Source organism: Paenibacillus sp. FSL R10-2734, assembly GCF_037963865.1.
Taxonomy (GTDB): Bacteria; Bacillota; Bacilli; order Paenibacillales; family Paenibacillaceae; genus Paenibacillus_AQ.
Genome location: NZ_CP150170.1, coordinates 672,615 through 685,654, shown reverse-complemented (window position 1 = coordinate 685,654; position 13,040 = coordinate 672,615). Strand labels below are relative to the sequence as shown.

Annotated in this window: 9 protein-coding genes and 1 pseudogene; 8 read left to right on the top strand and 2 right to left on the bottom strand. The window is 42.3% G+C overall.

The genetic code is table 11. The features are described from left to right. Positions 1-14: 14 nt before the first annotated feature. A complete protein-coding gene (locus tag NSS67_RS03185) occupies positions 15-1,955 on the bottom strand; it encodes an alpha-amylase (protein WP_339318267.1) in 1,941 nt (646 codons plus the stop codon). A gap of 37 nt (positions 1,956-1,992) precedes the next feature. Beyond that, positions 1,993-3,033, bottom strand: a complete 1,041-nt coding sequence (locus NSS67_RS03180) for an alcohol dehydrogenase catalytic domain-containing protein (protein ID WP_339318266.1) — start codon at positions 3,031-3,033, stop codon at positions 1,993-1,995. 230 nt (positions 3,034-3,263) lie between these two features. On the opposite strand from NSS67_RS03180, the gene NSS67_RS03175 reads away from it, so the two are divergent. The 8 genes and pseudogenes from NSS67_RS03175 (at position 3,264) to nspC (ending at position 13,024) form a co-directional block, all read left to right on the top strand. Further along, a complete protein-coding gene (locus tag NSS67_RS03175; protein WP_339318265.1) occupies positions 3,264-4,415 on the top strand; it encodes a metallophosphoesterase in 1,152 nt (383 codons plus the stop codon). A 321-nt stretch (positions 4,416-4,736) separates the two neighbouring features. Next, positions 4,737-6,260: a methyl-accepting chemotaxis protein gene (locus NSS67_RS03170; RefSeq protein WP_339318264.1), complete on the top strand. Its 1,524-nt coding sequence runs from the start codon at positions 4,737-4,739 to the stop codon at positions 6,258-6,260. A gap of 306 nt (positions 6,261-6,566) precedes the next feature. Further along, positions 6,567-7,322 carry an SDR family oxidoreductase gene (locus NSS67_RS03165; protein WP_339318263.1) on the top strand — a complete coding sequence of 252 codons (756 nt, stop codon included), beginning with the start codon at positions 6,567-6,569 and terminating at the stop codon, positions 7,320-7,322. Positions 7,323-7,367: 45 nt separating this feature from the next. Then, positions 7,368-8,627 (top strand): MFS transporter, encoded by a 1,260-nt coding sequence (locus tag NSS67_RS03160; protein ID WP_339318262.1) that lies wholly within the window; start codon positions 7,368-7,370, stop codon positions 8,625-8,627. A gap of 157 nt (positions 8,628-8,784) precedes the next feature. Further along, entirely contained in the window at positions 8,785-9,519 is a 735-nt protein-coding gene (locus NSS67_RS03155; RefSeq protein ID WP_339318261.1) for an SDR family oxidoreductase, read from the top strand. A 280-nt stretch (positions 9,520-9,799) separates the two neighbouring features. Beyond that, positions 9,800-10,075: pseudogene (locus NSS67_RS03150) on the top strand (GNAT family N-acetyltransferase). A gap of 581 nt (positions 10,076-10,656) precedes the next feature. Then, positions 10,657-11,895 carry a saccharopine dehydrogenase family protein gene (locus NSS67_RS03145; protein WP_339318260.1) on the top strand — a complete coding sequence of 413 codons (1,239 nt, stop codon included), beginning with the start codon at positions 10,657-10,659 and terminating at the stop codon, positions 11,893-11,895. Between the two features lies 1 nt (position 11,896). Then, positions 11,897-13,024, top strand: coding sequence for a carboxynorspermidine decarboxylase (nspC, locus tag NSS67_RS03140; protein WP_339318259.1), 1,128 nt, complete (start codon positions 11,897-11,899; stop codon positions 13,022-13,024). The last annotated feature ends 16 nt before the right edge of the window (positions 13,025-13,040 follow it).

Here is a 13,040-nt window from a genome sequence, read left to right as displayed (position 1 = left end):
GTATCCTCTCTCCCTTAACTAACTTGTCTATGATTGTTTACTAGCACTAAAGCCTGATTAGGCGCTAGCAGTAAGCTGTCGAACGCCTGACCTACGCTGGCACCCGTTAAGGAGCTATCCAGTGTCACGGTCATTGGGGATCGGCCAGGTATGGCAGCTTTTAAATCCACTTGACAGGAAGCGTCAGCACTCAAGTTAAAGCAGCACAGCAGCGTCTGATCTCCATGCATATACCCATATAGCACAGTACCTTCCGGGGATTGAGCCACGAAAAAGTTTTCCGGCTTCACTAGCTTAGGCCAATCTTTCTTGAATTCACTTAGCTCCGCCAACAGCGGCAGCATCGGTGCAGGATTGGTCCAATTAATTTCCATAACGTTAAAAAAAGCGCGGGAGATGTCCTCTCCGTTCGTATTGTCTCCAAGACCGCAGTTCAGGGGCCGCTCCTCATTCATTTCATAGCCGGTCGTCACATAAGGAATCGCGTTCGGAAGAAATTGATTAAATACCGCGATCATACGAGCAACCTCAACACCGCCACGGCTCGTGATCCGAGGAGTATCTGCCGTTTCTGCACAAGCAAACACATGAATATTCAACTCAGGCAGCTCCTTTAAGAAGGAAACGAGATTGTCCTTAGTAATTTGCGTCATAACGTTCCATCCGCTGCCAAGCATAATATTATAGCCGGTACTCGCCGCCTTCTTGTGATTGCGGTTGAATAAGTCTTCGCTGATCAAAATTGCATTCGGGTTCATCTCTTTAATCGTGTCAAAAATACGAGTCAACAACGGAATAGGAAGCACATGGCCGATGTCGATGCGGAAGCCATCAATCCCGTACCTTTCGAGATTAAATCGTACTGCCTGCTCCAGAACGTCCCACAGCTCCAGATTCGGCTCCTCTCCCGGGTAGTCATTGCATTTAATCGTATCAAAAAGAACATATGGCGCTTGCTCCGGACTTATAAGATGCCTCACGTGCGGAGAGAAATCCTTGTAGAGGCGCAAGAATGTAATGTCTGTCCAAATCGGCTGCACATCATTAATCCAATCCGAATGTGCTGGAGCAGTCGTAATCCCCATCTCTTGCTCCACCAAGGTTAATAGTTCTTCTCCAGTTTTAGTAGCTCTCTCTTTCAATTGCTGCCAAAGGATCGGATGAAGTTCATTAGGCGGCGGCGAGAACTTCTGCAGAAACGCTGCGGTCTCCTTGCTACGGTAGACCGTCTCTAATTTGTCAGGCGTACACTCCTCGAAAAATCCAAGCTCGGGAATCAAGGGCGGCGCAAAGCCTTCTACTTCGTCAATTTTAATCCAATACACCCAATCAGGGTGTTCGGTAATGAACGCACTATTCTTCGCCGTTACGCGTGGAATGAAATCGACAACAGTCTTAATATCAAGCAAATGACAAGCCTCTACCAGAGCGCTGAACTCATCGTGGATCGTGAACTCATCCATGTCGTCGAGCAGGCTGTCGTGCAGGTTCTCGTCCAAGTGGAATAACGATTGCACTGCGTAAGGTGACCCTATATCGCCCTTCAGATTCAACGTGCTGTACTGGTTAACTGGAAGCATGTACAGAATATTGATGCCCATTTTCTTTAGCAGCGGCAGAAGAATAAGGAATCTTAAAAAAGTACCTGATTCAATTGTTCCATCATGGTTGTAATCCCAAGCCGTCGAATAGCGAATAAGCGAGGAATAGATCGCGCTGTCGTCCAGATTCGTGCGCTCCTTGAGTAAATACCTCCACGAAAGCCTGTCCACATACTTCAAATGCTCCGTCAAAAAATCATACGGCTGCACACAAATTTCACCATCTCTTTCAACGAGAACACGCTCATATTGGCACTCGTTCCACACCGCAGGTATCCAAATTGGCTCTACGTCTTTATCTTTGTGTGTAGACAAGTAATCCTGAACAATTCTTAATTTGCTGTCTTCGCTCATTAGTAGGCGCCACCTCTCATTGAATGTAGTTCTGCGTTTACGGAACAAAAACCGTCTTCACGGTTTCACTCTCAACAACCTTCAAAGAGTTCAATTCATAGCCGATCAACTCGTTAATCGCTGCTTCATACTGATTGAGCTTAACTTTTCTGGTCACCAGTTTCTCCAGCTCAGGTGTTTCAGCAGCAAACCGCAAAGCCTCCTCAAACATGTAGCGGTATTCGCCAGCTGCGATAATTTTGATTGCATGCTGTACGAATTTGGTAGGAGAAAAGGTGTACCGATACTTCGCATTAATACCAAAAGGAACGATACGCCCTCCACGCTCAATCCATTTCTCTGCCATTTCGAGCTGAGTCCCCACTGTGTCGATAATCAGATCAAACTTATGTCCCGAGCAGATCTCGTCTACGGTTGCTTGATTTAATTGGGAAGGTGTCAGCGCGAAATCTGAAATCTCTCTGGCAAAGGCCAGCCGATAGGGATTAATTTCCGTGGCTACCGTGAGCGCAGATTTGGATTTGCTCACAATTTGACTTAACAGTCCCATTGGCCCTGATCCAAGGATGAGAACCTTATCGTCTGCTGAAACGTTAGCCTCTTTGAAATTGTGCAGCACACAGGCAAGCGGCTCGATCAATACCCCCGTCTCCCAGCTCATATGATCGGGAAGAGGGTGTGCAAACGTTTGTGCAGTAGAGTAAAAAAAAGTGAATGTCCCATTTCGGTTCAAACCGGCAATGGGCATCCCATTTCCATCGGTGCCCGTACATAGGTGCGGCTGTTCCTTCAAGCAAAAATAACATTCATTGCAGCTTTGATTCGGGTCGATAACTACGCGGTCCCCCACCTTAACACGGTCAACGTTGCTGCCGATTCCGATTACGGTCCCTACAGCCTCATGACCACGAATGACCCCTGGAACTCCTTCCTCTTTACCGGTTATGACCGCTAGATCTGTTCCACAAACCCCTGTCATCTCAACCCGGATCTTAACTTCATCCGGAGCTGCAATCTGGGGCTCTTCCCATTCGCAGAGCTCCAGCTTATGATTGGATGTCCACACCAGCGCTTCCATATGCGTTCTTCCTTTCGTTTTTTGTGTTATCCATATTCGCCCAGAATATATCACACCCCCCATGTAAAAGTAAGGTGAATATTGTCGTAAAATGTTACTACTTACATTTTTATATAACTTTCATATAAGTAAGCGCTTTAAATAATAGAAACACACCTGTCCGAATCAAAATATCCGTTATACTATTTATTGAACTCTCTGAAATCTAAAGAAATAGGATGGTGTATCATTTGATATTTGCATTTTTATTTATATTCGTTATGTACGGAGCAAGTAACTATTATATCGCGAGAAAGTTTTTTAAATGGTTACAACATATTTTTCCAAGTATTAACGGGATTGTATATGGAGTCATCTACAGTTTATGTGCGCTGACAATCATTATTAATTTACTATTGTCCTCTTCAGCTATGACGACCGATTTAAGTATTGTAAATTTTATTGGTCAATTCGGGGACTATTGGATGGGAATCTATTTCTATTTGTTCTTGCTGTTGCTCCTTTCAGACGTGATCATACTTATTAGTAAATGGATTAAGATCATCCCATCCCCTGCACCAAAACGTGTTATTTTTCATACAAGGTCGGTAGTATTAATTCTAGTCATAGGATTGGTGTCCTATGGAATTTATAATGCGAATCAGATAAAGGAAGTATCGTATCCGATCCAAATACACAAAAGCACTTCATTAGATCATTTAAATATTGTTCTGATCAGCGACTTACATTTAGGGTACGTAAATGATGTAAAGTTCCTTGAAGATATTGTTGATCGTATTAATGATCTACAGCCTGATATTGTGTTGATGACAGGGGATATATTTAATGGTAACTACTATGCACTCTCTAATCCTTCCAAAGGAATGGAGCTATTAAGTAATATTCAGTCAACCTATGGGGTTTATGCTTGTTTAGGTAACCATGATGCAGGACGATCATACGATGAGATTGTGAACTTTATAGATAAGAGTAATATTAAACTTCTAAATGACGAGCATGTCGTTATTGATAATCAATTCGTTGTTGTTGGTAGGAGGGATTCATCACCGATTGGTAATCAAGGAAACCCAAGAGCAGTAACTTCCGAAGTGATGAGTAACATGGATACAACTATGCCCATTATCGTAATGGATCATCAACCCACGAATATGATTGAGTACGGAAATGAAGTTGATTTAATACTTAGCGGACATACGCATCAAGGACAAGTATTCCCTGCAAATCTAATTACCAACGCTATGTTTACAGTAGATTACGGGCATTATCAGAAAAATCCGAGCAGCCCTCACGTCATCGTCACATCTGGTGCGGGGACTTGGGGACCGCCATTACGCATTGGTACAAATAGTGAGATAGCACTGATCAAGGTTGATTTTAAATAATATGATTTTTTAAAAAAGCGGACAGCCTATTGGACGAGAATTACCGTCTATGACTGCCGCTTTTTATAGTTTTATTAGCTTCGTTCGAGGTTCCATTAGACTATATCCATCCACCTCTCAGCGATTAGCCCAAAAGACCTAATTGTTTTCGAACTGCTGAAAATCATTAACAATATGATATTAAAAAGCCGACATATAGTAGAATAGACCTACCAATTTTCCTGAAAAACCATAAATTTTGTTAAATATGTACTTAACTTATAAAGCATTAGATAGTTCATGGGGTCTATACTCGAGTTGAATTTGAAGGGATGATAAATAATGATACAGCAAAAAAATAAATTAATGATTTGGATGTCAGTCGCTACTATTTTTATCAGTTTCGTGATCCACCTATTGCATAGGCAATTTGACATACTGAATCACAGTATGGGTCACAACGAAGGTCAAGCCCTTACTATCACCCACGACTTTACATTCTCATTGAATGTATTATTAGTTCTTCCGGTCATCTTTCTATTGATTAGCATCTTTTTATACCGGAAGCATACGGAACATAGTTATATCCCTTTAGTGAACACTTTGGCCATTACCTTCAGCAGCTTCTCAATGATCGCAGGCGGGGGCGGAACGGTAGAATTCCATTTTTCCATTTTTATGGTGATTGCAATTGTTGCCTATTATGAAAATATCAAACTTACTCTGATCATGACGATTTTGTTTGCGGTACAACATATCCTTGGATTCTTTATCTTCCCGGAGCTGGTATTCGGAGTGTCTAGCTATTCCTTTACTATGCTGCTAATTCATGCCCTGTTTCTGCTTATAACTTCAGCGGCTACCAGCCTGCAAATCATCTCCAAGAGAGCAATCACCCTACAACTCACAGAGGAAAGAACAAAAAAGCAGAACGAAATTATTGGACTCTTAGATACAGTGAAACAGCTCTCGAATGAGCTTGAACAAACCTCCGCTGTCGTCTCTCAGCTGTCAGAAGGCAACATTCGCTTGAATACGGAGATGCTGCAATCGTTCAAGGAGGTGTCCACCGGACTGAATGATCAAAGTGATTCACTGGTTAACATGGATAATTCCGTGCAGTCTATTACTGAAATGATCGAACAGACCTCCCAGACTTACACAAAAATGCAAAAAAGAACTGAGGCTACCGAGCAAGCCTTGGCGGACAACCAGCATCATACGAGAGTTCTGTTGGATCAGGTATCCCTCGTATCCGAAACGATCACGGCAGCCACAGAAACCATTGTAACCCTGAATGAGTCTACTCAAAAAATCGAAGGGATCATTACGTTAATCCAGGATGTGGCTAACCAAACCAATTTACTAGCCCTCAATGCTTCCATCGAGGCAGCAAGAGCCGGTGAGCATGGTAGAGGGTTTGCCGTGGTAGCAAATGAAATTCGCAAATTGGCCCAACGAAGCAATGATTCCACCGGAGAAATCAGGCTCATTCTAAACACAGTACGTGAAGAAAGCTTATCTTCCGTTTCGCAGATGGAGATTGGAAAACAAACAACGGCTGAATCTGTTACCTCCGCCAAGCATTTTATGTCAGACTTTGACCTAGTGTATCAAACAATCCGTCAGCTGGTAACATCTATCAACGAACTGAATCAATTCATCCAGAGCATTGAAGTAGCCTCTCAGGAAATATCGAAAGATATGACGAATATTTCCACCGCAACTGAGGGGAATGTTGCTTCTATGGAGGAGCTATTTGCAAGCAGCGAAGATCAACTATCCTCCTCTCAACGGGTCAACGAGAAAATCATGGATTTAAAAGAACTCGCACATTCACTGCACAGAAAATTTGAAACTAGCTGATGAAGCTTTCTCATTCAATCAGATCTAAGGCTGCCAGAATGTCTCGGCAGCCTCTTCTTTTTGTTTTTTATTCACTTTTTATACAAGTTTAAAATTTCACAAACACCTTGATATATAAGGCTTTTCGCCATTTTAAAGTTCTTTTTTTCACAATATTGACACAAAGCTCTAACCGGGTTATTATAGTGACATCAGGTAACTTACAAAAGTAAAGCAACTTAAAACTATTAAGTAGTTTTGCTATTATCAGTAAAGAGTAATGCTAAACATTACAACAATATTATCTACTACAAGGAGACGACAACTATGAAAAGACTAGAAGGAAAAATCGCAATTATTACAGGAGCAGCAGGTGGTATTGGTAAAGGTATCGCAACTGCTTACGTTAAAGAAGGTGCAACAGTAGCCATTATCGATTTGAATGCTGAAGCTGGTAACCAAACCATTAAAGAATTACAAGAATATGCACCTGAATCTATCTTCATTCAAGCGAATCTATCAGAACATGACAAGCTGGCTGATATCGTCAAAACAGTAGCTGAGCAGTTCGGAAAAATTGATATCTTGGTCAACAATGCACATGCATCCCGAATGAATTCGATCGCAGACACAACACAGAAGGATTTCGATTTATCTTTCGATACTGGATTCTATCCAACGTTCTACTTCATGCAAGCAGCATTACCTTATCTAAAAGAAACAAAAGGTAATATCATCAACTTTGCATCCGGCGCTGGAATAAATGGAGACGTTAATCAAGTTTCATACGCAGTTGCCAAAGAAGCAATTCGTGCAGCCACTCGCGTAGCAGCAAATGAATTTGGTCCATTCGGTATCAATGTAAATATCATTGCTCCAATTGCTAAATCACCTGGGTTGGTGCAATGGGCTGAAGAGAATCCAGAGTACTATCAAGGTATGCTTGCTAAGATTCCTATGAGAAGACTTGGCGAACTAGAAAGCGACATCGGACGTGTGGCGGTATTCCTAGCAAGTGAAGACTCCGCTTATATTACAGGTCAAACCATAATGGTTGATGGTGGATCTATCAAATTACGTTAATTCAAGAAACTATAAATTCATAAAACAAAAAAAGAGGCGAACAGCATGATTCACAACAAGAAAAAAATCCATTTTGCTTGGTGGCTATTAGTAGGACTAGCTCTCATGGTTGGGGTTGCAAAAAGTGGCGTTATGACAGCAGGCGGGCTATTTTTAACACCTGTAACAGAAGATTTAGGTATTGGTATGGGAAGCCTATCCTTATACTTTAGTATTTCATCAATAGTAACAATGATATTCCTTCCTATTGCGGGTAAGATGATGGGTAAGTTCGATATTAAGGTGCTTTTAATCGGAGGGGTTATTCTACAAGCCGGATCATTCGCAATGTTCGGGTTAATGAACTCAGTATGGGGATGGTATTTATTCTCGATTCCTATGGCGATCGGATCCATTTTTGTTACTCAAATGGCGGCTCCGGTTCTCATCAACAACTGGTTTAAAAAACATAATGGCCTAGCAGTGGGGATAACGGTGGCTTCAGGTGGTATCTTCGGAGCGATCCTTCAACCGATGGCAGGTAACTTAATTGCTAGTGATGGCTGGAGATATACTTACATCTTCTTGGGCATATTAGTAATGGCAGTTGTTATTCCAACGGTTATCTTTACAATCAGAATGGCTCCACAGCAAAAAGGCTTACAAGCATTAGGCGCTGATGAAGTAAAAGAAGAGAATACAACACAAACAACTACAGCTAAAGGCATTACAGCAGCTGTTGCGAGAAAATCAACTGCATTCTATGCACTACTTCTATTCTTCTTCTTTATTACTTCAATCGGAAGCTTTGGTCAGTACGTAGCACCATTTGCGATGGGGATCGGCTATGATGTCACATTTGCAGGTAGCGCAATGGGTGGATGGTCAATCGGTGTAATGATTGGGGCACTAGCCTTCGGTGCATTAACAGATAAAATAGGTGCAAGAAATACAGCGATCTTTGCGATGGCACTAGGCTTAGTTCCAATTGCCTTACTGACAACTATGCCTGACAATCCAGTTATCTTCAATATAGCTATTGCAATCTATGGATTCGTAGTCGCTTCAATTGGAACTTTAGGACCACTGCTCACAACAGCATTGTTTGGTAACAAAGAATATGCTCAAATCTACTCTTCTGCTGTTATCGGCCTAGCTGTCGCAGGTATCGTAGCACTACCAGCTTACGGCTTCATTGCTGAATTGACAGGAAGCTATTCATCCATATTGTACGCGGTTGGGATTATGTTAATCGTAAATATTGTACTACTAGTCATTGCTTTCAACGGCAAAAAGAAACTAGAAAAAGCAGGGCTATGGAATTAATGACACGACACTATTCCTTTGAATATGATGGGTATCCACACCCTATATCTTGATATCAAGAATCTTAGTATAAAGAATCTTCATAAGAAAGTATGTATACCCCGTCAAACCATTATGATGGACGACGGTAAATCCAATTACGTTAGGAGAATATAAAATGAAAAGATTAGAAAATAAAGTAGCTATCATTACCGGAGGGGCTTCGGGTATCGGAGAAAGCATGGCAGAACTGTTTGCACAAGAAGGGGCTATCGTTATTGCTGCAGACATTAATGAGGTAGCGCTTGAGAAAGTAAGTCAGAAACAGAATGTTTATGGAATGAAATTGAATGTGGCCTCCGATGAGGATTGGAAGGCGCTCGCAAAGGAAGTAAATGATCGTTTTGGTCAAATCGATATTCTTGTCAATAACGCAGGTATCTCTTCAGAAAAACCGTTTGATCAAATCAATATTGATGATTGGCAGAAAATAAACTCTATAAATGGCTATGGCCCATTCGCTGGAATTAAGCATGTCGCGCCTTATATGGCAGCCCAAAAGAAAGGCTCCATCATCAATATTTCTTCTTACACCGCTCTGATCGGCCAAGGCTTTAATCACTATTCGGCATCAAAAGGCGCGGTACGTGCATTATCCAAAGCGGCTGCTACAACCTTTGGCCGTCAAGGCGTTCGGGTAAACACTCTATTCCCTGGGATCATTGAAACGCCGATGACTCAAGCATTAAGTACCTCAAAGGACCTGCTAGATCGTTTGATCCAGGCAACGCCTCTGCAGCGTTTAGGTCAAGCTGTCGATATTGCTCAAGCAGCGCTGTTCCTAGCTTCAGATGATTCTTCTTACATTACAGGTTCCGAAATAGTCATTGATGGTGGATACTCCGCCCAATAACAAGTAAGTTCCATATAGCGAAATCAAGGGTACCTGCTTAGGTGCCCTTTTTCTATTTAAATGATGCTTGAATTTGGTAATAGACATTTTTCTGTTTAGAAGTAGAATGGATTTGTAGTGTTCTAGAGCATCTAACCTATTGAAATTGAAACCATACTAGCACCTTTAGATTAGGAGTGATTTTTGTGACAGAACAAGAACTATTAGAGAGTGGATATCGTAAATACTCTGGAGAAACTATTGATATATTTTATGAGATTACTGAAAAGAGGAACCGGATATGGAATTTTGACAAGACTCCAATCGTTTTTATTTAGAAGATGCAAATGGCAAACTGACAGCAGAAATTACATTTGTACCTCCGCATAATGGGATAATAATTATCGATCATACTGGAGTAAATGATTCATTACGCGGACAAGGGATTGCACAGGCGTTAGTAAAAGCAGTTGTTGAGAAAGCACGTGCCGAAAACTTAAAAATCATTCCACTATGTCCATTTGCAAAATTAGAATTTGAGAAAAAAGAAGAATACGCAGATGTATGGAAACGCTAAGGGGAATAGGTTGTTAATCCTTAGTTTTTTAACACCGCAAGAAAAAAATATGCTTTTGTTCAAAATTCTTCTTGCTCATTAATCCCTATCCTGCTATTATGAAGGAGCGTAAAATTTGGAAAGCGAATATTTAAATTATCAAGGATCTTTCCAAGCAGATAATCTTTGACCACTTCTTTACGAAGTTAAGGCCATACGGACAGCCGGGTCAAATGCCGATTGGCAACTTTCGTTGCCTTATTGATTGAGTTAAAAGCTCAAATTTTATAAGTTGGTTACTTTACAACCAGTGCATATGCACACAACTTGTGAAACGGTCAATAAGAGTGGTAAAAGTAATTATTTGCTATATAGACTCTGATCCTAACATGATATATTTGAATATTACGGACCTTTCCCTGAAACTATGAGGTTTATGACTGACGACACACAAGAGGTTTGTCCAGTCATGCTTATTGGGACGTCTAATTATTTAATTATATCAAAGCAAGTGTGATGCGCATCGTGCGTGTTTCGCTTGCTTTTTTTGTTGCCGTTTTCGCATATTAAAAAAAATTTAATTTAGGATAGGAGATCGAAAAATGGGAAAAGCACTTGTCATTGGCGCCGGAGGCGTAGCATCAGTAGCAATTCATAAATGCGTTCAAAACAGCGAGGTATTCGAAGAAATCTGTATCGCTAGCCGTACCAAATCCAAATGCGATGAGCTGAAAGCAAAATTGGATGGCGGCAAAACCAAAATTACGACCGCACAGGTCGATGCAAACAACGTAGATGAGCTGATTGCTCTGATTAATGAAGTTAAACCGGATATTGTCATGAACCTGGCTCTGCCTTATCAGGATTTGACGATTATGGACGCTTGCCTGGCCACAAAAACAAACTACATGGATACGGCAAACTATGAGCCGGAAGATACGGCGAAATTCGAATATAAATGGCAATGGGATTACCGCGAGCGCTTTGAAAAAGCTGGAATCACAGCTCTTTTGGGCAGTGGATTCGACCCAGGCGTAACCGGCGTATTCTCCGCCTATGCGCTTAAACATTATTTTGATGAAATCGAATATATCGACATTCTAGATTGCAACGGTGGGGATCACGGGTATCCTTTCGCAACTAACTTCAACCCGGAAATCAACATCCGTGAAGTATCCGCTAACGGACGCTACTGGGAAAACGGAGAATGGATCGAAACGAAGCCGATGGAAATCAAACGCAGTTATAACTTCGCTGAAGTTGGCGAAAAAGACATGTATTTGCTTTACCACGAAGAGCTCGAATCCCTTGCTCAGAACATGCCTGGATTGAAACGTATCCGTTTCTTCATGACCTTCGGCCCAAGCTATCTCATGCACTTAAAGGCGCTTGAAAACGTAGGAATGACTTCCATCGAACCGATCGAATACGAAGGAAAACAAATCATTCCGCTTCAGTTCCTAAAGGCTCTACTTCCAGACCCGGCTTCCTTGGGACCTCGTACAGTAGGTAAGACAAACATCGGCTGCATCTTCAAAGGGAAAAAAGACGGCCAAGACAAGACTTACTATGTCTACAATGTTTGCGACCACCAAGAGTGCTATAAAGAAGTGGGCTCCCAGGCCATCTCCTATACAACTGGCGTACCTGCCATGATCGGCGCTGCGATGGTTATGACCGGCAAATGGAATAAGCCAGGCGTATTCAATATCGAAGAGTTCAATCCAGATCCATTCATGGAAGAGCTAAACAAATGGGGACTTCCATGGGTAGAAAACTTTAATCCGGAGCTGGTTGACGCATTGCCTGAGGAAGTTAAAAATCCGGAGTTGGTTCGCTAATATGCGATTCGAGGAATTACCGACACCCTGTTTCGTAGTCGATGAGGCACTGATTGAAAAAAACCTGAACATTCTGAACGGCGTCATGCAGCGTACAGGAGCCAAGATATTGCTAGCGCAAAAAGCTTTTTCCATGACCGCTATGTATCCCCTAATTGGCAAATATTTAAGCGGCACTACCGCGAGTGGTATATTCGAAGCACGGCTGGGTCACGAGGAAATGGGCAAAGAAAATCACGTCTTCGCTCCTGCCTATCGTGAAGATGAAATCGACGAAGTTATATCCATATGCGACCATATTATCTTCAATTCTTTCTCCCAGCTGGTAAAGTATAAATCTAAAGCTCTTGCAGCCGGCAGAAAAGTCGGTCTTCGCATCAATCCGGAATGCTCGACACAACAGGGACATGAAATCTATGATCCCTGTTCCCCGGGTTCAAGGTTCGGTGTAACGCGAGAGGATTTCCAGCCGGAGCTGCTTGAAGGTGTTTCGGGACTGCACTTCCATACCCTTTGCCAGCAGAACTCAGACGATTTGGAGACAACGCTGAATGCGGTGGAAGAAAGGTTCGGCCCTTGGCTTTCCCAAATGGAATGGATCAATTTTGGCGGCGGTCATCACATCACAAGAGAAGATTATGATATTCCGAGACTGGAAGCCTGCATTCAACGAATGCAGAATAATTACGGCTTGGAAGTCTATATTGAACCCGGGGAAGCCATCGCGCTCAATGCGGGCTATATGGTCACCTCCGTACTGGATATCCATAGGAACGGCATCGAGATTGCTATCGTGGACACGTCGGCTACATGTCATATGCCAGACGTACTGGAAATGCCTTATCGTCCGCCGCTTTTCGGTTCGGGCGAAGCCGGCGAGAAGCCATTTACTTATCGGCTTGGCGGTCCGACCTGCCTTACGGGCGATATAATCGGCGACTATTCCTTCGATCAGCCCTTAAAGAACGGTGATAGATTAGTGTTTGGAGATATGGCGATTTACTCCATGGTCAAAACCAACACCTTCAACGGTATGCCGTTACCGGCAATTGCCGTGCAGGAGAAAGACGGCAATTGCCGCGTCGTTCGTGAGTTTGGTTACCAGGATTTTAAATCGAGACTAGCTTAATGTTGCAGGGCCATCC